Here is a 20,831-nt window from a genome sequence, read left to right on the forward strand (position 1 = left end):
ATGGAAAAGGCATTTGAGCGGTTTCATAGACTCATCCTATCCAAACTCAAAGGAGCTTTCTCACAGGAGCAAGAGATTCTTCAGGCTTCAGAATGGGTCGCAAGCACCATTCAAAATGAAGGTTGGATTTACACTGCTGGAACGGGCCATTCCCATCTTTTAGCAGAAGAGATTTTTTACCGCGCAGGGGGATTTGCAAGGGTTTACCCAATATTAGATCCACCCTTGATGCTTCATGAAAGTGCTTCGAAAAGCTCTCTACTCGAACGGGAAGAAGGATATGCCTATAAAATCCTGAGTCAAATAAACTTAAGCTCAAAGGATACTCTTATAATCGCTTCAAATTCAGGGAGAAATGCTGTAACGATTGAACTTGCTCAAGCATTCCAAAATCAAGGAGCAAAGGTAATTTGTATAACCAACCTTGCTCATAGTCGATCTGTGGTATCACGACATAGTTCCGGTTTGAAGCTTTACCAAGTAAGTGATTTGGTTCTGGATAATCAGGGTGAAATCGGTGATGCTGCAGTTGAGATTTCAGGAATTCCGGGAAAAGTAGGAGCAACTTCCACGGTGATCGGAGCAGCACTTCTTCAAGCCATCATGGCGCAGGCTGTGGAGAGCTTAGTCAAAGCTGGCACGATTCCAGAACTTTTCATCAGTGCCAATACCGAAGAGGGCGAAAAATATAATGACAGCCTTTTGGAGAAATACAAAGGACAAGTTCCTCCGCTTTAATTTTCCAACCAACTCACATGACTACCTTGGCCACTTTTTGTAAATGCTTTAAATCGGAGTTTTTCCGAAAAAGGAATAGGTTCTGAATAAAGAGAGCTTTCTGCTGTAGGTTCAGAACCATCCGTGGTAAAACGAATAATCAAACCAGGTAACTCAGTATTAGCATACACCATTCCTTCACGCAATTGAAGTCCGGGAGGTGAAATGGAAATTTCATATCCTCCATTAATTTTCTCCAGCTTAGGAAGTTCAATTTGACCAACTTGGTTAGCGAAAATATTCCACTCCAATTCTCGCATTTCTAATTTTTCCCGAATAGTACTAGCTTCCGACCAATTTGGATCTCCGACCCATGCACGTTCGGTAAGTGCTAAGAAACGAGGTAAAAGGTAAGATTCTAGCATTTCTGGGCTTTTTACTGTCTCCGTCCAAATCTGTCCTTGAATCCCTAGAATATTTTCTTTTCCCTTTTCGGTGAGTTTTTCAAATGATTGCTCCGCTTCTTCCCAATCCCAAGGCTTTCCTTCCACGGTCTCGTCGTGAGATAGGTGGAATTTTCCCGGTACAGTTTGCCAGGTATTGAATAAGCTCGTGACTCCAGACCAGGTATGTCCCCGATCTCGTGGATCCCAACTTGATGAAAGGTCAAAATAGTAATTGGCGCTGGAGGAGATCACTACAGGATACCCAGCATTAGCCAATCTATAAGCCATATCTTCCCCTCCCCAACCGGCAACGGCATTCCAAGCATACAGCTGCCAAGAACGATCCGAAAAATCAGGATTAGGGATGACTTCCCCCCCTTCAAGCTTTTGTCCTATCTCTTCCCAACCGGCTTGTTGGATACCTTGACGCTTCAAAAAATATCCAATTCGAGATCGAAAATAATCACCCAAGCCCGCCTTAGTCATAGACTTGTTATCTTTCAAAAACTGCTCGCAAAGCGGAGAATTTTCCCAAACTCCATGAGGTACCTCATCTCCTCCCGTATGGAAGGTTTTCAAGCTAAGTCCTGCATCTTCATAGACCGCTTTAATTTCGGAAACTACCGTTTCAAAAAAATTGTAAACAGACTCTCTACACACACAAATGGTATTATCTCGAAAATTTTGAGCAGATAGATAAGGCGAGTTGTCATTAGGGTCGATCAAGCGAAATTCCTCAGCTTTTTCAATTTCTCCGAGTTGACTAAATCGCTCGTATCGCTTCTCCATCGCCTTAATTGCAGCTCGAGAATGAGCAGGAAAACCAATTTCAGGAATCACTTCAATCTTTCTTTCGGCAGCATAAAGAAGTATTTCTCTGAATTCCTCTTGAGTATAAAAACCAGAACCGGGTGATTGCCCTTTCTCTACTCCAGAGGCATAAAATGGCCACAAAAAGTCTGTTTCATTATCAGAAAAACCTCGCTGAGACGCATATTCAAACAATTCAGGTAGTGCTTTGACCTCAAGTCTCCATCCCTCATCATTAGCCAAGTGAAAATGAAAGGTATTTAGCTTATACAAAGCCATCAAATCCAGTATCCGAAAAATCTCATCTTTGGGCATAAAATTACGTCCTACATCCAAGAAGAATCCCCGATAGGGATAAGCAGGATGATCAGAAATGCTAATCTGCGGTAAAGTCAATTGATTGGAAAGCCCATCCCAGAAATTCGCTGACTGCAATGCTAAAAAAGATTGGACGCCATAGAAAGCGCCTTTTTCGTCAGAAGCAAGGATTAATACTCTTCTGTCCCGAATTTCTAAGGAATAACCCTCTGATGGAAAGCCTTCCTTCCTCGAAATTCGAATCTGAACCGGTTTCTCTGCTCGGTCAACGTCAGGGTTGTAATGAGCCTTAATCTGCTTGGTAAGATAAGTCGCCGTCTCTGCAAAGACCTTATCCCCCACCACAGCCAAACCTGCCTGAGTAACCTGAATAGTTTCGCCTTGCCTTGACCAAGAATGAGGCGTAGGAACAAAGGGAGGAATCTCTTCTACAGAAAGCTCCTTGAGCGATTCGTTTTGGGAAAATAAAATAGCTGGGGTGGGAACTGGCAATGGACTTCCTGCAGCATATTTTTCAAGGTCCCAAACACTCATTTCACGTTTTTGATACCTCAGATTACTAGCAATACTTCCATCTGCTAAGGTGAAAATTAGTCCATCCGGCGCATGGCTATTTTTGAAATGAGGATTACGACTTAGGTATTCGATTTCGAGCTTTTCTCCAACAGGAATCAATCCTACAGCCTCTGAACCGGTTAAAACAAAAAAGTCCCCAGCCAGATGCTTGATCTCATAGTCAGGGGATTTGAGTTGAGCATTCAGGTCGAAAAAGATGCTATTGAAATACAACTTCCATCCTGGTTGAATAGCTACCTCACTCTGATTTTCGATTATAAATTTAGCCTGATGGGAATAGGGCTCAGAAAGCTTGTTTTCAATAAGATCCCATTCAATTTTCAGAGATTTTTCGGCTTGATTTTGAGCACTGCAAGCAATGGATAGCGAGAAACAAATCATTGAAATAAGGAGAAGTATCCGTTTCATGGTCTTGTGATTTCTTCTTTCCGAACTTTAATTTCCAATGTTAAAAATAAATGCCCGGTACTTCAAAAGGGCAACGAAAATTGCCCCACCAAAGGCATTTCCCAAGAGGGCTGTGGATTGAAATGTCAAATAGTCTGAGAGGTGAATTTGATCAGAAACTAGAAAGCCTGAAAATACCTCAATGCTACCAATAATGCTGTGATGAAGACCTGCAAAAGATAGAACTGTGGTGATCAGAAAGATGATCACAATCCGACTTATGGTATCTCTGGAGGAAGCTAAAAGCCAAGATAAAAGTCCCATCAGCCAGCCTGCAATGATTGCGCTGACAAATATCACAGGGACGGTTCCATGCAATACATGCATCGCGATAGCTTCAACTACTTCATGGTCAAATATCTCCAGCCTCGGTCCCAGCCAAGTCAGAACAAAACTCATAAAATAACCCCCGAGAAGGTTGCCTGCTATGACCAATCCCCATAGCTTTAACATACTGCCGATTGACCGCTTCTTATTAAGCACAGGCAAAGTCAATAAAGCTGTCTGCTCAGTAAAGAGAATGCTCTGACCCAATACTACCAAAATGAATCCAATTGGATAAACTAGTGAAATGGTTTTGAAAATCTCGGTCTCGTCTGACCTGCCTTCCAGAAAGAAGTAAAATGTACAGAGCAACAGAAAGCTAAAACTGATTTCCAATCCAGCTGCAAAAGAACTCAAAAGAATGCTACTGGAATTTTTATCATAAGTCTCCAGAGCCTCAGTAATTTGATCCCGAAGAATTTCTCCATGAGTTTTAGCTCCGTCTGTCTTCTTCTTAGAAGTTTTATTGATTTCACGGTCTATTTCCCGCTGCTTTTCTTCTTCGAGCTGTTCGGGTGTCTTATTTTTTTTCCAAATCATAGTTTGACAGGGATCAGCATTTCACTGAAAATTAACTTATCAGTAATTTCTGCAAGCTAAGACAATTTGATTTTCAAAGACCCTATCATTTTTAAGGATATTGAAAAAATCCTCTAAAAACCGGACAGACTCACGGTACTGACTGGAAGTCATGTATTCTTCATAATTGGACACCACCTCAAAAATTCGCTCTTCTTTTTGCAAAAACTCGTCTCTTACCGTATAAAAAACCTCCTTTTCCCTACAAAAACCTCGATACAATCGATCTGTCACACTTTCAATATCAACCAAATCACTCACCTGTGCATAAGGAGGATTGACTAAGCCAGTCATATCAAAATCATAGGCAAGTGGGACCAATTTTTCTCCTGGAAGCATGAGTGTTTTGGAATTATGCTTGAAAAGACCTGAAAAATCCGTATTTCCGATCATCATCTGAAAGAAATCATGCCTAACCGCAGGCAAATCTTCCAATAGCGTTCCTAAAATCCTTTTGTCATCTACAATTTCTCCATCAAAGCGATCTGCCACATCATCATCATCTTCCAAAAAGAAACCCAACATGACCTCTTCCTCATCCTTTTTATCCTCATTGATAAAAGTGACCCGCATCATTCGAGTTTCAAAAATATACTCGCTTACTTCTTCAAAAAGTTGATAAGCCATAAACTCTTTCGCCAGATAAGACTCTGCTGTTTTAGAGCGTGAGCAGGGAAATACAACTTTGATACTTTTATTTTCCTCAAACATCGTCCCCTCACGATTCTTCTTTTTAATTTTCATCCGGAGGGGTGGATAATAGCAGTTACTGAGACGAAAATTCCCCCTCACGCGGAGTTCAATAGGCATTTCTTCCCACTCTCCATCGGGGGACTTCACCCAAACTAGTTCCTCGGTAAATGTGCTGTCATTAGTAGTGCTTCGAAGATCCTTAATTGAAAATGCCATCTTGATGTCGATGATTTCATTAGAGTCAAATAGATCCTCCTGAGCGAAAGATTTTGAAGCTGTAAAAATCAGAATGAATGAAAAAAAAAGGCAAAAAGCAGTTGCCCTAGATGATAAATTAGTCATAAGAATTGATCGTCTTGTTAAAGTTCAATTAATCTAGGAAAAAACACTTGGTTTTCAAGGTTTTAGTATGAAAAAGTCTAGCGGGGTCTAGCCTCCCAAATACGCATAAAAAGCATATGCGCCATCCTTCGGGCATGTTCCTTGGCATAGTTGGCTTGTTCTCCAATAAAATAGCGGTCAATAGTCTGAAACCATAATTCCAGCCAATTCCCAAAATGAACTTGATCAACCTGATAGTCTACCTTTGCATCCACTTCCCGGTGAACTTGGGCAGGATTGAATTTTCCTTTGCCCGGACCTGTATTCAAAAGGATCATTTCCCAGAAATCGCTCAAATGAACTAGATGATGATCCCAATCAGTGACCACATGATTGAACACCGGTCCTAAATGCTCATGCTTTCGCACTTTTTCGTAGAATCTACGAACCAAAAAATCTACATCCTTCCGACTTTCTATTTCCTTTCGAAGCTCCATCAATCTTTAAGTACGGGTTGAAGTACCTCAAGTTTTCCATCAATATTCGATGGAATAGGAAGACCCAAAATTTTACATATCAATGGATAAACATGAACGTTTTCGAAAGGCTCAATTACCAAGCCCTCCTTAATTTGAGGCCCTTTTGCATAGAAAATCCCATGCATAGACTTGTAATCAGGGCTATATCCATGCTCTCCAAAAACATCGGTCTTCATACTTGCTGAACGATTTTGGTACCGAAAAATTCCGCGATCATCAGTCAAATAGTATCCCAAATCAGGAATAATCAATAAATCACCAAGTAGGTCACGGTGCAAGCTTAAATCCTGATAGTACTCTCGATCCTCCACATCCACTACATGAATGTGCTCTCCACGTGTTTCGATAGTCTGGATGATTTTTTTCTTTTCCGAAAGGTCCTCCAAGTGCAAATGAACCAAAGCTCCTGAGTTGACCACTCGTGCATTGATGCCTTCTACCAAGGGATCTAGATTGATGAGCTTTTCCTTCGGAACAGCCTGCATTCCATGGTCGGAAACCAAAACGACGTGAATTGGTAAATCTAAACTTTTCAATCCTTCAAAAAGAGCTCCAAGCTCCCGATCTAACCTTTGTAAGGTATTGCTCAGCTGCTCATCATTATCTGGACCGTATCGATGCCCGGTATCATCCATATCCGAAAAGTACATGGTAATCAACTGAGGTCGCTCGTCCTCTGGAAGCTGAAGCCATTCGAAAACTTTCGATATACGCTGAAGATTGGGCACTCTTCCATCATAGTCATAATAGTAAGATGGCCTCACGCCCTGAATATCTGCCTCACTCCCTACAAAAAAGTAACTCGCGGCAGTCATTTCATTTTGCTCAGCTAGAACCCAAAGTGGCGTCCCTCCATACCAAGTCCCATCGGTCACTACCTCTCGATTAGAAATAGAGTAACGCTGTTCTTTTTCGGGGTGCCAAAAATTGTTATCCACGATACCATGATGCTCCGGTTTAAGTCCGGTAGCGATGGTGTAGTGATTTGGAAAAGTCTTGGTTGGAAAGGATGGAATCATTGCTTCTGCAGCTGTTCCTTCTGAAATAAACTTACTTAAATTTTCCGGCTTAAATCGCTCAACATAATCATAACGAAACCCATCCAAGGAAATCAAGATCACATAATTTTTGGTACTTTCTTGAGAAAAAACCTTCCCTATGATCAGAAAAAAGAGAAAGGAAATGGATAGTATTTTCCGCATAAATTTTTGTTTCAAAATTACCTTTCCCAACCCGCTAATTCAATCTATTTCGGTTTTTATTTTGAATGCAAAAAGTCAAAACCCGCTAGAATTATTTATTCAAAATGGACTTCCAAATCAATTAACCGATTAATAAGCCATATTTTTTATTAATAACCCTTTTTGAAAAAAGTGCTTTAAATAGCCATAAAGGCACATTATTCGACAGCAAACGACTACTATCGGATACAAACGGATACAAACGACTGCTTACCGAGTAATAAAGCGCCCTCATTGCAACTTTGGATCATCAAGTTTTCCTCTAGCGAAAACCACAAAACAAAATTTCTAACCAAAACACACGTTATCATGAACACGCTAAGAAACAAAGTACAATTGATCGGTCGCCTAGGTGACAATGTAGAAGTAAAGACTCTTGAGTCTGGAAAAGTATTGGGAAAAGTAAGCTTGGCTACCAACGAGACTTACAAAAACCAACAAGGAGAAAAGGTCACTGAAACCACCTGGCACAATTTGGTCATTTGGGGCAAGTCAGCTGAGATCATTGCTAAATACACTTCCAAGGGATCCGAACTTGCAGTCGAAGGTAAAATCACCAACAGAAGCTACACTGACAAAGATGGGGTAAAGCGCTATCAGACAGAGATCGTTGTCCATGACTTTATGTTCCTAGGTGGCGGTAAAAATCAACCCTCAGAAGCCGAAAAAGAGGAAGCAGACCTTCCCTTTTAAAAAATGTTAAATCCTGAGTTTAACTCGAAAAAACTTTCAGTTTTTCTCAAAAAGTAAAAACCCCCGGGACATTGTCCGCGGGGGTTTTGTCATAAAAAAACCACCAACCTTAAATCAATCATGCCTTTACCTTGCGTATAGCCATATTTAGCTTGTCAGCCAGCAAGTACATAACTGGTACAATTACTAACGTAAGGAAAGTCGCGAAGGTTAGGCCAAATATTACTGTCCAGGCCATTGGACCCCAGAAATCTGCATTGTCTCCTCCGATGTAGAACTGTGGATCAAAAGAACTCAAAAGACTTCCGAAATTAATGTTCATCCCAATAGCCAGAGGAATCAATCCAAGTACAGTTGTGATCGCTGTCAAAAGCACAGGACGAAGACGGGTTTTCCCTGATTCTACAATACTTCCAATTAAGTCTTCATAGCTCAAGAAGGCTCCTTTGTCGACACCTAGTTCTTCCCTTCTTCGCTCTCTAACCAGATTGGTATAATCAATCAATACGATGGCATTATTTACCACCACACCAGCTAGGGAAATGATTCCGATACCCGTCATGATTACCACGAAGTCCATATTGAAAATCACAAGACCCAGGAATACGCCAATCGTACTCAAAACTACCGAAGCCATAATGATAAATGGAGTAGTCACGGAATTGAATTGAGCCACGATGATTAGAAAGATCAGTGAAACTGCAATTCCCAATGCGCGTGTCAAGAATTCCTGCGATTTGGCTTGTTCTTCCTGCTCACCTGTGAATTTGACCTGAATACGATCCGGCACTTCATAGCTAGCCATCAAGGTCTTGATCTTTTGATTGATCTCGGTAGGATTGTAGCCATCCAGTACGTTGGAATACATGGTAATGACTTTCTCCAAATCCTTACGCTTTACAGATCCATAAGTTGAGCCATATTGAATGTCGGCTACTGCCGAGATCGGAACCTCTCTCTTTGTACCAAATTTATCTCGGAAGCCAATCTTCTTATTGACAAGTGTATTGATGTCGTACCGATAGTCATCCATCAATCGCAGTTGGATCGGATAGTCATCCTCTCCTTCTTTATATTTCGAAACCTCTAGTCCAAATAGCGCTGTTCTGAGTTCCGTAGCGATGGAGGATGTTGAAAGGCCAAATCTTCGGGCTTTTTCTCGATCAATATCCAAGATTACCTCAGGACTACCGAGAGAAAGATCAGTTTTCAATTCTTCCAATCCGGGAATATTCTGGTCTTCAAGGTAATCTTTGGCTTTACCAACGTAGTCAATTAATTGCTCATAGTTTTCCCCGATGAATTCAATATTTACTGCCTTTCCTACAGGAGGTCCATTCCGCTGCTTATCGACTGTGATCAGCACACCAGGATACTTTTCCACTAGATCCCTGATCACTTCCATAGCTCTATTGGTATTCACCCCTTGACGATCGATATAATCCACAAAACCAATGGTGATTTTCGCCTTGTGTGGGGTAGTCTCATTACTTGGTCCTTCGGTAGGGTCTCCTGTACCCTCACCTACTTGAGTGATGAAAGATTCGATAATTGGATGAAATTCATTCAAAGCCTGATAGACTTCATCTTCCATTCGATCTACAAATTCATCGGTGGCTTCGATATCCGTTCCGATTGGGAATTCCACGAAGACATTGACCAATTGAGGCTGATTGTCAGGGAAAAATAGAATTTTCGGAGATCTCACAAACAACAGAGCTAGCGAAAGAATCAATAATAGGTTTACTCCAGCAAAGAAGAAATAAGGGTTCCAGCCTTTAAGAGCAAACTTGAGGGTTTTCTCATAAGCATTCTCCAAATTGACCAAAAAGACTGTCTGAAACCATCTGATAGCTTTTCGAAGTACAAACACATTAAAGATGGTCAATAAACTAGCTACAAGCGCCAATGACCCAAAGGCCGTCCAACCCAAGAGGTAGAAAATAACGGACAATACCAAAAAGATACCTGCAACGATGATGGGCTTTTGCTTTTTCTTCACCACGTTGATATCCTCCACCTTCATGTACAAGGAGGTCAACACAGGGTTAATCACTAAGGCAACAAATAGGGAGGAGGATAAAACGATAATCAGCGTGATGGGCAAGTATTTCATAAACTCACCGACGATATCATCCCAAAACGCCAAAGGCAAAAAGGCCGCCAAGGTAGTGGCTGTTGAGGTGATAATTGGCCAAGCAACCTCTCCTACTCCTTCTTTCGCTGCACGAATTGGATTTTTTCCCTCGGACATCAGTCGGTAGATATTTTCTACAACCACGATTCCATTATCCACTAGCATACCTAGGGCAAGAATCAAGGAGAAAAGCACCATGAGGTTCAGCGTAATTCCGAATGAGTTTAGCACCAAAAAGGAGATAAACATAGAAAGCGGTATAGCCACACCCACAAACAAGGCGTTTCTAAAGCCTAGGAAAAACATCAAAACCAAGACTACCAGAATCACCCCAAAGATGATGGAGTTTTCCAAATCACTTACTTGAAGTCGTGTCTGCTTGGATTGATCATTGGTGATGGTAATTTCCAGGTCTTGTGGGAATCGATTAGCCTTTGCGTCATCGATAATTACCTTGATTTTATCAGCTGCATTGAGCAGGTTTTCACCTGATCGCTTGGTCACATTGATAGTTACTACCGGGAGATTCTTGCTACGAGCGTAAGAAGAGCGCTCTTTATAAGTGTCTTCCACTTTTGCTACATCCCGAAGGTAAACGATCTTTTGATTGTCTGTTTTGACGATGATGTTTAGCAAATCCTGGGGATCTGAAAACTCTCCATCAACACGAAGCGTACGGGTAAAGTCTCCTGAACGGATGTTTCCTCCTGAAACAGTCACGTTTTCAGACTGTACCGCACCGGAAATATCGTTGAAAGTCACCCCGGTTGCTTCCATTTTGTAGGGATCCGCATTGATTTGAATCTCACGCTCTACCGTACCAGCGAGATCTGCTTTGGAAATCTCTGGTAACTTCTCGATTTCGTCTTCCAGGTATTCACCAAATTTCTTGAGCTCAGTCTCTGAATAATCTCCAGAGATATTGACATTCATGATTGGAAAGTCCGAGGTATTCACCTCCACCACATTTGGATCCTGATCGAGGTCAGTTGGCAACTCACTTTTTGCCTTATCTACCGCATCCTTTACGTCTTGGATGGCCTTTGATATTTCAATACCAGGATTAAACTCAATAACAATGGAAGAAAAATCCTGTACCGAGGTGGATTTGATATCCTTTACATCATTGAGAGACTTCAGCTCCTTTTCGATAGGTCGAGTGATCAGGTTTTCCATATCCACAGGTGAATTACCTGGATAAGGAGTACCCACATAGACCGTTGGAATAACTATCTCTGGAAAACTTTCCTTCGGCATCGTGCGATAAGCACTCAGGCCAAGCACGGTGATGATCAGTGTCAAAATCACCACCGAGGTGGAATTGTCGACACTGAGACTGGATAGTCCAAATTCCCGAGTGGTTTTCAATTTTTGTTGATCTGACATGATTTAACCTTGTGCAATGTTTACGTTGAAATTATCTCCTACTTCTCTGAAACCTTTGTCTACCAAGGTCTCATTTCCTTGAAGACCCTCTAAAATCTCTGCATTGTCGTTGAATGTTTTACCACGCTTGACATAGGTCTTCTTTGCTACACCGTCCTGAACGATATACACATAGTCACCTTTATTATCGCTAAGAATCAAATGATTAGGAACAATCACTGAATCATCATTTTCATAGTCTTTGATTTTCATGACCGTCAGCATGTTGGGCTTCACCATTTTCATATTGGGAAGAAATACCTCTACCTTGAAGGTTCGGTTGTTGGGATTGATAATTGCCCCTACCGAACTCACTCTTGTCTTCAGACTTTCACCGATAGAAGGGAAAGAAATCTGAACGCTGTCTCCTTTGCTGAGTACACCGACATAGGCCTCAGACACGTCAGCTTCGATGAAAAGATCACTCTCGCCCACGAACTGGAACATTGGCATACCCGGCTGCACCAATTCACCAAGTCTCACGTCTACAGATTCAATAGTACCAGTAAATGGCGCTCTGATGATAGTCTTATCCAATTGAGTCTTTAGCGAGGCTAAGTTTCTCTCCAAGCCTTCTTTTCGATTCTTCGCTTCCAAATACTGAACTTCCGTACCGATTTCCTGGTCCCAAAGTCTTTTCTGCTTTTCAAAAAGCATGGTAGCCAAGTCCAAAGAGGTCTCCAATTCATCGATATTCCGCTGAATCGACTCTGAATCTACTCTGGCAAGAACAGACCCTCGCTCTACTCTCATACCTTCAATGGCGGGAATTTCTAATATTCTTCCTCCTGTTTCAGCTGAGATGACCACATTCTTTTTTGACAGCACAGAACCTGTCACCTCTACGAAGTGCTCGAAATTAGCTCGCTGAGCACTCGCAGTTGTAATCAAAACAGACTTTTTGTTTTGAGAGGCAAATTCAGGATCCAAGCTTGCGATCTCAGATTCCAACTGAAGGATTTTGGTCTGAATAGAGGAAGCTTCTTGTTGTAAGCTTTCTAATTCAGCCTTTTTTGTTTCAAGTTCAGATTGTTCTGCTCCGCAGCTGTATAAAACCACGGCAGTTAGACCCAGAAATAAAAATTTGTATATCGCTTTCATATTAATTTTACGGAGTTGAGTCCCAAAACTGGGAGTTGGTTTAGTTGATGATGTCATTTTTAAGAATTCCTAATGCTTTTTCTAAATCTACTTTTGCGATCAAACCGTCATAGAGCGCTGATAAATAATTGAATTCTGCCTGAACAAGCGCTGCGTCGGCATCTACTACTTCAAGGTTTGACCCGACCCCTTCTTGATACTTGATTTTAGCTATGTCATAAACTTCACGGGCTAATTCCAAATTTTCCCTTTGAACCGTCAGGATTAGCAGGTCATTTTCTAAAGTGGATTTCGCTGAGAAAACCTCATTTTTTATGCTTTCTCTCAAGAAACTTCGTTGGTTCTCCAATTGCTGAATTTGAATTCGGTTTTTCTGAATTCGGGCACTTTTAAGTAATCCGTCAAAAATCGGAATCTGCATACTCACACCTAGTAAAGAGCTTCCAAACCAATTCTGTTTGTCAAAAACCGTATTGAAAGTATTTCCTGCACCAGCACGCTGCGCATTCGCAACAAAGTCAATAGTCGGCATATATTGAGCCTGATTATTCTTCAGGTCCAAACCGATCAATTCAATATTTGTATTTAGCTGGGCCACTTCTATTCGTTCTACCCCTTCATCGATCAAGAGTGCATTTAATTCCTCAATGGGATTGAGCTCAGCCAATGTCTCAGTAGGCCGAAGATCATACTCCATAGGAAGTCCCATCTGAAGTTTTAGAATTTGCTCACTTACTTCTAATGAGGTCCTGGCTCTTTCTACCTGAGAGTAGGTATTATTTCGCTGTACTTGAATACGGGATACATCGATCTTTTCTGCAAAACCAGCCTGATTCAATGCCTGAGTTTCCGAAAGTAAAGTATCGATCCGGGCCAGATTTGCTTCTGCAAGACGAATCCTTTCGAGATTGACTAAAACTCCAAAATAAGCTTTCTTCACTGCCTCTATGGCATCATTCTCGGTCTTGATCAGATCTAGATCGGTCAGTTGCTTGTAGGTTCTAGCTGCTCGAAGTCCGACAAAGAATGAACCGTCGAAAATCATTTGTCGGAGATTTGCTCCAAGATTAGATTGGTAACTAACCCCAAATCTCGCAGGAATGACATCGGAAGGAATATTGGGATCCCCAAACGGTGGTTCATTGGGAAGAAATACGACCGGAATGGCGGGATTATAATTCAAATCAAAGTTTCCATTGATCTGAGGTAGTCCCGAGGCGGTAGTTTCCTTGATTGTTGCCTTAGAAATCAGTGTTTCTAATTGAGCATTTTTTACATTCACATTATTCTCCAAAGTGTACTGAAGCGCCTCTTCTAGAGTCAATTCGACTATTTCCTGAGCTTCTACTTTGTAAAAGAAACTGAACAATAAAAAGAAAATAATAGCTGGTATTCTCATTTTTCTGGGGTTGAAACAGATTTTTCTTGTTGGATTTTATAGGCTTCTCGTCCTTTTTCTGTGAAAATTCCATGCAGGAAATGGTCCATCATCTCGAGCTGAACTTTCACGATATCGTATTCCTTATCCTGAAAGTTGGATGGATCCATAGCATTGGTGATTTGATCTACTCGAATACGTGCTAAGATGGGGGCTTCTATTTCAGGTCGGAAATAGCCCAATTTTTTCCCGCGCTCAATGATTTCGGTCAATTCATGTAATATGACTTCTTCCTTATGTCTTGCAAAAACAGACCAAGCTTCCGGAAAATACTTTTGAACTTCATGAATCGTGATGGGGTTGATAGACTGCAAGCGATGCCTCATCATGCGAGAAATACTTACAAGAGTCTCGATAACCTGATCATCGGAACTATTCATAATCTCGTCTAGCTTGCACTGATCCTCACTCAAAATCCGTTCAAAGGCAGATTTAACCAGTTCCTTCTTGTCCGAAAACTCCTGATACAGCGTCTTTTTCGAAATTCCCAAGTGTCTGGCAATATCATCCATTGTGACACTTCGAACTCCGAATCTAGAAAATTCATCTACCGCTGCATCTAATATCTTCTCTCGCATCTCATGCATCTCTATTGGTATTCAGGTTGCGAAACTATGGAAACGATAGGAAAGTTCAAAGTTTCCATAGTTTTTTCTAAAATTATATTTGGGTATTTATCAATATTCTTTTTCCAAACTGTTCGTTCACGAACATTTTTGCATATTTTTGATATATAATTTTGTAGAATCAATTACGTTCATCTATAAAAATTTGTAGTTTGAATAAAATATTGAAGTTTTAATCCATGACTCGATCTATCGAAACCAAACTTGGAAAGCTTTCCTACCTCACCTATGGAGAAGGCGAAAAAACTTTTATCCTATTTCATGGATTTGGACAAACCCAAGAGGATATGGCTAAATTTTTAGAGCTTCGCAAAAATGGGTCAAAGTATATCCTCATTGATATTTTTTATCATGGCAGAAGCCATTGGTTTGATTCTACAACACCTTTGACCAAAAACACTTGGAAGATCTTTATTGAGCAACTGATGAAGAAGGAGGGCTTTCATGAATTTCACCTGATTGGATACAGCATGGGTGGGAAATTCGCCTTGTTGACTTATGAACTTTTTGATAAAAATGTCAAAAGTCTTACCCTACTCGCTCCGGACGGCATTAAAACCGGTCTTTGGTATAGCATCAGTAGCTATCCGGGATCTTTTCACGGAGTTTTCAAAGGAGTTGTATTCAAGCCCAAGCTTTTCTTTGGATTTATGAATGGATTAAATTCAGCGGGTTTGCTCGAAAGCAGCATTGTCAAATTTGTACAGACTCAGATGGAAACTCGCTCCAAACGGGCTCAAGTCTATTTCACTTGGAAGGTCTTTGGTGGCATTCAATTGCATTTGGGAAAAATTATTCGCCAACTCCGGAAAAATAAAACCCCGGTTGACCTTTTCATTGGAAAATACGATCGGATGGTTACGGAGCAGAACCTAGCCCGATTTTCATCCAAAGTACCTCATTTAAGACAGCATAGTTTGCCAGTCGGACACGGAAGACTCATTGCAGCTACGGTGGATTTTTTGAAGAAGACCAAAAACTAACTTTCCTTTCGCCTCACAATCAAATACCAATCACCTTCCAGGGCTAGGTATCCATAATCATAGCAAAAGTGATAGACCGATCCCTTTTTGGTTTCATAGGTGTGAGTGAAATAGACAAAATCGAATCCTTCACGCATCAATCTATCCTTTGGAGTTTTGTACATATCCTCTCCGGAAGGAATCAAAGACTCGAGAATATTTCGGTTTTTCTTTAGTCGATGGTTTATCCGACGCATAAAATTGCTATTGTCCGCGTACTGCTTGTAGTTGTAATTATTCCTACACTGATCGTCGCAGAACTTCTTATCGGCCCTACCCTGAATAGGCGCTCCACAATTAAGACATGTTTTCTTTTCCATAGCATCCAAAAAAATTCTTTTCAATTTAGATAATTAGTTTAAAAAATCAAGAAAATTGAAGAAAACTATAGCCGAGCTACCAATCGTATCACGGAAGACAATCCGTCATGAAACTCTCCTTCCTTGATCTCAAGCACCTTTTTTTCAAAAAACAACCAGTCTAAGTCCCCAAAATCCTCTTCCAACTCTTCTTTTGAAAATAACATACTGGCATCTTTGGGACCTCCTGCTTTCGGGTTTTTAGAATTGCACTCCAAATGTTCCTTGGAAAAAGCCTCGAGGATGATTTGACCTCCAGGTTTCAGGAGTTTTTTCAATGATTGATGAATAGATGGGCGAAGAGAGGCCGGAAAATGTGCAAAAATCAAAACGATCAGATCAAAAGAGTTCTCCTTGAAGCCTTGTTGATCAAGGAGCCCAACTCGATAATCAATGGAAACTTCTTTTTCCTCAGCCAGTTTATCTGCTTTAATTTTAGCGGATGAACTGATGTCAAAAGCCGTCACTTTCCAGCCAAGAGTTGCTGCAAAGACGGCATTTCGTCCTTCTCCTTCTGCCGCAAAAAGAGCCTTACCAGGCTCAATCCCGACTAGTTTCGATTGTAAAAATAGATTAGCTTCTTTCCCGTAAACGTATTCATCAGCGGCATATCGCTCATCCCAAAACTCTTTCATGATCTCTTGATTGATTAGAAGTGGAAATAAAAAAGGAAACCCGAAAGTTCCCTTTTATGGTATTTATTACTGCTTTCTGATGTCATCTGTATTTTTTCAGGTCTTTTCAGAATGACTCCTATATTCATTTTAGAAATTGAATCCGATCTAGATTAAAGGTATTCCAAATCGAAATCCCTGAATCTGTCTTAAGAACAAAATAAAGGTCCGCAGTTTCATCGGATTTCTTCAGTGGAATCACCTCAGTAAAATAGCCCCTTCGATCACCTTGAAGTAGGACTTCAGAAATACCAATCCTTGGTCCCGTCGGAGAACCAAGCCGAATTTCTAATCGACCTTCTATCCCTGCAGGATTTACAAGAATCTCCACTTGCCTTATTCCCCTTAAGTCAATTTGGTCAAATGCAATCCAGGAATTTCGTTGGGTAAACCGGACGAAATTCAGCCCATTTGCATTGGCTTTCGCTGTGTTTTCAAACTGATCTGCTGCTACCGCTTTCACATCTGGATGGCGGAGAGTTAGCTGGACATTTCCTCGAAGCGGGTCTATACCATTGGCTCCTTGGTCCGTATAGCTTGCCTGCACCAAATAATATCCTTCAGGATTATCAGATTGCTCCGGGGAAAACTCTCCCTCTAAAGGCCAGTTGACTTTTCCATAATCAGGATCTTCCAAAGCCAGGATAAAATCGACCATCTGCCCAACTTGCTCTTCCGGCAAATGAGTATGCCCAGGCATGATGCGCTCGCCTCCCCAAACGCCCCCACCGCCATTTCGGATCTTGTCAATAAGGTATTCTTTGGCATTGGATTGACCTTTGTATTTGGCAGAAACTTCCTGATAAGTCGGCCCAACCGACTCATTAGCTATGGCATGACAAGCTTTGCAACCTGCCTGCGTGATGAAATTTTCACCCACAGAAACCTGCTCCTCTTGATGGCCAGCCTGAATCAGATCAAAGCCTCCTGCGATGTAATCGATAGAAAAATCAATCGCTTCAGAGTCTATTTCACCATCTTCCCGATCCACAACTTGCACTGAATAGTCCACAGGCTCCCCTTCAAAGTAAAAACTTGTATTACCAGCCCATTCGATAAATACCTGAGGACGTTCATTTCCTACCCGAATTTCAAGACTTGTGGAAGCTTTTTCTCCCTCCAAATCAGTAACTGTCAGTGTAACTGGATAAATTCCTGGATTTTCGAAAGTATGGGAAGGATTTGGTGAATTGCTACTTGGGCTACCATCTCCAAAATCCCAGGTATAAGTCAAGCGATCTTCAGGATCAAAATCCATGGAACCTTCTGCAGAAAAAGTCACATCAAGAGGAGCCGCTCCCGTTCGTTGATTTGCGGAAGCTTTTGCTAGCGGTTCACGATTTCCGGGCGCAAATTCAATTCGGTACAAACCGGAGTCATCGTTCTGAGCTCGCCAGTAGGTTCCATATTCCAGCACATAGAGCGAACCATCTTTGGCAAACTGCATATCTACAGGCTTATCAAAAACAGTTGAGGGCATAAATCGCTCCATGGTATCGTATTCGAAATTTTCGGTCAGGGAAACAGTAAAAATCCAATTCCGCATCCAATCATAGATAAACAACTTATCATTGTAATACCCGGGGAATCGAATCGATGAATTTTCATAATCTTCCCGATGATAGACCGGACCTGTCATGGCATTTCTTCCTCCCGTCGAGAGCATTGGAAACTCCACCGATTCATCGTAAGGATACCAGATCAAAGCCGGTTGTGCCGGCGGCAATTGCTCCAAGCCCGTGGTATTTGGGCTGGTATTCACAGGAGCAGCTGGATCGAATTCAAAAAGACTTTCCTGAGTTTCAAAATCGTATTTCCAGTAAGGCTTATTATTTCCTACAAAATACGGCCAACCGTAAAATCCAGCTTTTGTAGCTAGATTTATTTCATCGTGACCTTTGGGACCTCTACGGGCCGAATCCACAGAAGCATCCGGGCCCACCTCCCCCCAAAAAAGATTTCCGGTATGCTGATCAATGGAAATTCGGTATGGGTTTCGATTACCCATCACATAGATTTCCGGTCGGGTATTGGCCGTGCCCGGAAGGAAAAGATTGCCTTCAGGAATGCTGTAGCTTCCATCGGCTTCCGGCTTGATTCGAATGATGGCTCCACGAAGATCGTTCGTATTTCCGGAGGTCTTTTGGGCATCCACATTGGCGGGACGATCTTGACGCTCATCGATGGGATTGTAATTATCCGATTCAAAAGGCGTAGTATCATCCCCGGTAGAAAGAAAGAGCAAACCATTGGCATCAAACTCAATCGATCCGCCTGAGTGGCAGCAACCTCGAAATACAGGAATTTCTAACAGAATTTTTTCGGAACTTAGGTCAAGCCGATTTTCGACAAAATCAAATCTGGAAAGCCGGTTGACATCCGGGCTGTAATCATTGGGAGCATAGTAGAGGTAGATCCAATGATTTTGGTTGAAGTTAGGATCCTTGGCCAAACCCAAAAGCCCATCTTCTCCTTCGATATACACGTCGAGCTCACCCACCACAGTAGTCTCCCCTGTGGCAGCCTCGTACAATTTCAGCAAACCAGCCCGCTCGATGAAAAGCACATCTCCGTTGTCCAGGACTTCAAGCTCCATGGGTTCGTTGAGCTTTTCGACCAAAGTCACTTTAGTGAAGCGAGTCTCGTCCGGCTTTATAGTAGCAAAGGGGTCAACATCTTTTGGGGAGCAGTTCCAAAGTAATCCAAGTAGGATAAGGCATCCTAAAAAACGAAAGGAATTCATGAAAGCAGGTTTTTAGGTTTATTGAATCTTGAAGATACACATGCCCTCGTAAAAGCCATGAACCAATGGTGGAAATGAATTGATTCCTCTTCAAAAAATCACTGACCCATGACCAAACGATACCGCCACACTTCCCGAACTTGCTCTATCTCTACATCGAAGGGTGGATAGATTGGATTGGAGGAACAGAGCAGAAGCTTTTGAACAGACTGAATACGGTTGTAAGCGATTTTAAAAGTCACACCATCCTGCTCGGTGACTATCACATAGCGCTCCCCGTCTTTGATTCCAAACCAGTCATCCACGTATTCACAGACAATCCATGCTCCATCAGGAATCGGCAGCATGGAATCTCCGTCCACCTGAAAAACGCGATGCTTTTTGTCCATGGGAAGAAAAGGCAGGGAAAAGCGGGGAAGCTCTGAGATAAATTCAGGATCAGCAAAGCCAGCCAAATAACTGGCCTTGGCCCGCTGAGAAACCACTTCGATCAATTCACGTCCCTCCGCATCCACGGTGGTGGAAAGAACCCGTAGCTTCCTTCCCCGGAGGAATTGATCTGTCTCCAGCAATTCCCGGAGTTTGTATTCGGAATAAGAAGCCAAATCTTCTTTGATCAGGATATCGAGAGAAACGTTGAAGTATTCAGCAATTTTCACCAAAATGTCCAAAGGAGGCGTGATAGTGAGTTCGTATCCTGCCAGTTTAGATCTAGAAATCCCTAAAGCCTGGGCAAGAGATTCTTGTGTGAGGTTTTTCTTTTTTCGGAGGAATTTGATGTTTGAATTTAATTTCATGGAAATACAATTGAAATATCATGGAAATAGGCCCCGCAAGCGGGGCGAAATAGTAGAACACCGCATACTTATTATCCAATTTCAGGTAGGAAAATACGGTAGAAATACATTTGAAATAAACCTCTCAAGCAGGGCGAAATATTGATTTAGCCATCATTTTTGAATTGGTTTTTAGCCGAATAAGTGGCTTTGATCATGTTATTTAATTTGACTTGAATATCAGGCCTGAGTCGATTAAATGATTCGTATTCTTCGCCGGACACAATCCCTCTTTCGAATCCCAAATCAATCCAATGTTCCACACCTTCGGATAAAGAGGCTCTGGAAATATGATAAAACCGGATTTTCTCCAAATAGTGAAACCGAGCATAGCCTTCTGCTATATTAGCTCCTACAGAATCTACAGACTCAAGCATCTGATCACCCCATACCTTTCGCTGTTGGAATGTCAGGTTTTCGTAGATACTCCAAGCCATGGATGATAATTTTCTAGCTAATCGGTAGACTTCCAATTCATGAACTGGAATAAATTTCTTTTTAGCTTCCATGGTCACTTTTTTTAACTTAAAACACTAATATTCAGAAGTAAACACTTTTTTAAACCTTTTCTAGTGCCCCTTTTCCGATTCTATTTCGCTGAGCAAAGCGAAGCCTATTTCCATCATATTTCGCAAAGCTTGTTTCTACCGTATTTCACGAATTGTATTTCACCGACCGAAGGGAGGTATATTTCAACAGTATTTCGCAAAGCGTATTTCTTTCCCTATACTCTGACAACTCCCGCCACTTCCCTTAATCCCCTTCC

17 protein-coding genes are annotated in these 20,831 nt (G+C 41.6%); 3 read left to right on the forward strand and 14 right to left on the reverse strand.

The genetic code is table 11. The annotated features are described in order from the left end of the window. A complete protein-coding gene (locus OU792_RS06560; RefSeq protein ID WP_222583403.1) occupies positions 1-738 on the forward strand; it encodes a sugar isomerase domain-containing protein in 738 nt (245 codons plus the stop codon). Here the strand turns inward: OU792_RS06560 and OU792_RS06565 are convergent. From OU792_RS06565 to OU792_RS06585, 5 genes are all read right to left on the reverse strand, one after another. Next, positions 735-3,275 carry a family 20 glycosylhydrolase gene (locus OU792_RS06565; RefSeq protein ID WP_274669791.1) on the reverse strand — a complete coding sequence of 847 codons (2,541 nt, stop codon included), beginning with the start codon at positions 3,273-3,275 and terminating at the stop codon, positions 735-737. The genes OU792_RS06560 and OU792_RS06565 overlap by 4 nt on opposite strands. A gap of 27 nt (positions 3,276-3,302) precedes the next feature. Beyond that, complete coding sequence (locus OU792_RS06570; protein WP_134201617.1) at positions 3,303-4,178, reverse strand: formate/nitrite transporter family protein; 876 nt, start codon at positions 4,176-4,178, stop codon at positions 3,303-3,305. Positions 4,179-4,217: 39 nt separating this feature from the next. After that, positions 4,218-5,126 carry a hypothetical protein gene (locus OU792_RS06575; protein ID WP_222583405.1) on the reverse strand — a complete coding sequence of 303 codons (909 nt, stop codon included), beginning with the start codon at positions 5,124-5,126 and terminating at the stop codon, positions 4,218-4,220. Positions 5,127-5,329: 203 nt separating this feature from the next. Beyond that, a complete protein-coding gene (locus OU792_RS06580) occupies positions 5,330-5,728 on the reverse strand; it encodes a group III truncated hemoglobin (RefSeq protein ID WP_134201615.1) in 399 nt (132 codons plus the stop codon). After that, on the reverse strand, positions 5,728-6,972 hold the full coding sequence (locus OU792_RS06585; RefSeq protein WP_274669792.1) for an alkaline phosphatase family protein: 1,245 nt from the start codon (positions 6,970-6,972) through the stop codon (positions 5,728-5,730). Before OU792_RS06585 ends, OU792_RS06580 begins: the two co-directional genes overlap by 1 nt. Before the next feature lie 348 nt (positions 6,973-7,320). On the opposite strand from OU792_RS06585, the gene OU792_RS06590 reads away from it, so the two are divergent. Beyond that, positions 7,321-7,704, forward strand: coding sequence for a single-stranded DNA-binding protein (locus OU792_RS06590; protein WP_035483712.1), 384 nt, complete (start codon positions 7,321-7,323; stop codon positions 7,702-7,704). Positions 7,705-7,822: 118 nt separating this feature from the next. Here the strand turns inward: OU792_RS06590 and OU792_RS06595 are convergent, their stop codons facing one another. The 4 genes from OU792_RS06595 to OU792_RS06610 are packed head-to-tail and all read right to left on the reverse strand — an operon-like array spanning position 7,823 to position 14,383. Continuing rightward, positions 7,823-11,227, reverse strand: coding sequence for an efflux RND transporter permease subunit (locus tag OU792_RS06595; RefSeq protein ID WP_134201165.1), 3,405 nt, complete (start codon positions 11,225-11,227; stop codon positions 7,823-7,825). A gap of 3 nt (positions 11,228-11,230) precedes the next feature. Beyond that, positions 11,231-12,367 (reverse strand): efflux RND transporter periplasmic adaptor subunit, encoded by a 1,137-nt coding sequence (locus tag OU792_RS06600; RefSeq protein ID WP_134201163.1) that lies wholly within the window; start codon positions 12,365-12,367, stop codon positions 11,231-11,233. A 40-nt stretch (positions 12,368-12,407) separates the two neighbouring features. Further along, positions 12,408-13,766: a TolC family protein gene (locus OU792_RS06605; protein WP_134201161.1), complete on the reverse strand. Its 1,359-nt coding sequence runs from the start codon at positions 13,764-13,766 to the stop codon at positions 12,408-12,410. Then, positions 13,763-14,383 carry a TetR/AcrR family transcriptional regulator gene (locus OU792_RS06610; RefSeq protein WP_051260811.1) on the reverse strand — a complete coding sequence of 207 codons (621 nt, stop codon included), beginning with the start codon at positions 14,381-14,383 and terminating at the stop codon, positions 13,763-13,765. Before OU792_RS06610 ends, OU792_RS06605 begins: the two co-directional genes overlap by 4 nt. A gap of 227 nt (positions 14,384-14,610) precedes the next feature. On the opposite strand from OU792_RS06610, the gene OU792_RS06615 reads away from it, so the two are divergent. Continuing rightward, positions 14,611-15,414, forward strand: coding sequence for an alpha/beta fold hydrolase (locus tag OU792_RS06615; protein WP_222583409.1), 804 nt, complete (start codon positions 14,611-14,613; stop codon positions 15,412-15,414). On the opposite strand, the gene OU792_RS06620 is transcribed toward OU792_RS06615, so the two are convergent. The 5 genes from OU792_RS06620 to OU792_RS06640 form a co-directional block, all read right to left on the reverse strand. Then, on the reverse strand, positions 15,411-15,773 hold the full coding sequence (locus OU792_RS06620) for a DUF2116 family Zn-ribbon domain-containing protein (RefSeq protein WP_026946655.1): 363 nt from the start codon (positions 15,771-15,773) through the stop codon (positions 15,411-15,413). The two genes, OU792_RS06615 and OU792_RS06620, sit on opposite strands and share 4 nt — an antisense overlap. 65 nt (positions 15,774-15,838) lie before the next feature. Further along, on the reverse strand, positions 15,839-16,447 hold the full coding sequence (locus tag OU792_RS06625; RefSeq protein ID WP_222583410.1) for a class I SAM-dependent methyltransferase: 609 nt from the start codon (positions 16,445-16,447) through the stop codon (positions 15,839-15,841). 124 nt (positions 16,448-16,571) lie between these two features. Next, complete coding sequence (locus tag OU792_RS06630) at positions 16,572-19,229, reverse strand: PQQ-dependent sugar dehydrogenase (protein WP_274669793.1); 2,658 nt, start codon at positions 19,227-19,229, stop codon at positions 16,572-16,574. 98 nt (positions 19,230-19,327) lie between these two features. Continuing rightward, positions 19,328-20,026 (reverse strand): XRE family transcriptional regulator, encoded by a 699-nt coding sequence (locus OU792_RS06635; protein WP_274669794.1) that lies wholly within the window; start codon positions 20,024-20,026, stop codon positions 19,328-19,330. Positions 20,027-20,172: 146 nt separating this feature from the next. Further along, positions 20,173-20,574, reverse strand: a complete 402-nt coding sequence (locus OU792_RS06640; RefSeq protein ID WP_274669795.1) for a four helix bundle protein — start codon at positions 20,572-20,574, stop codon at positions 20,173-20,175. Positions 20,575-20,831: the final 257 nt, after the last annotated feature.

Origin of the sequence: Algoriphagus sp. NF, from assembly GCF_028823735.1 — a bacterium.
In the GTDB taxonomy this organism is placed as follows: Bacteria; Bacteroidota; Bacteroidia; order Cytophagales; family Cyclobacteriaceae; genus Algoriphagus; species Algoriphagus marincola.

Excerpts from the sequence above, each read along its gene's own strand:
- OU792_RS06580 (WP_134201615.1), bottom strand. The coding sequence starts at position 5,728 with ATGGAGCTTCGAAAGGAAATAGAAAGTCGGAAGGATGTAGATTTTTTG.
- OU792_RS06615 (WP_222583409.1), top strand. The coding sequence starts at position 14,611 with ATGACTCGATCTATCGAAACCAAACTTGGAAAGCTTTCCTACCTCACC.
- OU792_RS06630 (WP_274669793.1), bottom strand. The coding sequence starts at position 19,229 with ATGAATTCCTTTCGTTTTTTAGGATGCCTTATCCTACTTGGATTACTT.
- OU792_RS06590 (WP_035483712.1), top strand. The coding sequence starts at position 7,321 with ATGAACACGCTAAGAAACAAAGTACAATTGATCGGTCGCCTAGGTGAC.
- OU792_RS06565 (WP_274669791.1), bottom strand. The coding sequence starts at position 3,275 with ATGAAACGGATACTTCTCCTTATTTCAATGATTTGTTTCTCGCTATCC.
- OU792_RS06605 (WP_134201161.1), bottom strand. The coding sequence starts at position 13,766 with ATGAGAATACCAGCTATTATTTTCTTTTTATTGTTCAGTTTCTTTTAC.
- OU792_RS06600 (WP_134201163.1), bottom strand. The coding sequence starts at position 12,367 with ATGAAAGCGATATACAAATTTTTATTTCTGGGTCTAACTGCCGTGGTT.
- OU792_RS06610 (WP_051260811.1), bottom strand. The coding sequence starts at position 14,383 with ATGCGAGAGAAGATATTAGATGCAGCGGTAGATGAATTTTCTAGATTC.
- OU792_RS06620 (WP_026946655.1), bottom strand. The coding sequence starts at position 15,773 with ATGGAAAAGAAAACATGTCTTAATTGTGGAGCGCCTATTCAGGGTAGG.
- OU792_RS06575 (WP_222583405.1), bottom strand. The coding sequence starts at position 5,126 with ATGGCATTTTCAATTAAGGATCTTCGAAGCACTACTAATGACAGCACA.
- OU792_RS06595 (WP_134201165.1), bottom strand. The coding sequence starts at position 11,227 with ATGTCAGATCAACAAAAATTGAAAACCACTCGGGAATTTGGACTATCC.
- OU792_RS06570 (WP_134201617.1), bottom strand. The coding sequence starts at position 4,178 with ATGATTTGGAAAAAAAATAAGACACCCGAACAGCTCGAAGAAGAAAAG.
- OU792_RS06625 (WP_222583410.1), bottom strand. The coding sequence starts at position 16,447 with ATGAAAGAGTTTTGGGATGAGCGATATGCCGCTGATGAATACGTTTAC.
- OU792_RS06560 (WP_222583403.1), top strand. The coding sequence starts at position 1 with ATGGAAAAGGCATTTGAGCGGTTTCATAGACTCATCCTATCCAAACTC.
- OU792_RS06585 (WP_274669792.1), bottom strand. The coding sequence starts at position 6,972 with ATGCGGAAAATACTATCCATTTCCTTTCTCTTTTTTCTGATCATAGGG.
- OU792_RS06640 (WP_274669795.1), bottom strand. The coding sequence starts at position 20,574 with ATGGAAGCTAAAAAGAAATTTATTCCAGTTCATGAATTGGAAGTCTAC.
- OU792_RS06635 (WP_274669794.1), bottom strand. The coding sequence starts at position 20,026 with ATGAAATTAAATTCAAACATCAAATTCCTCCGAAAAAAGAAAAACCTC.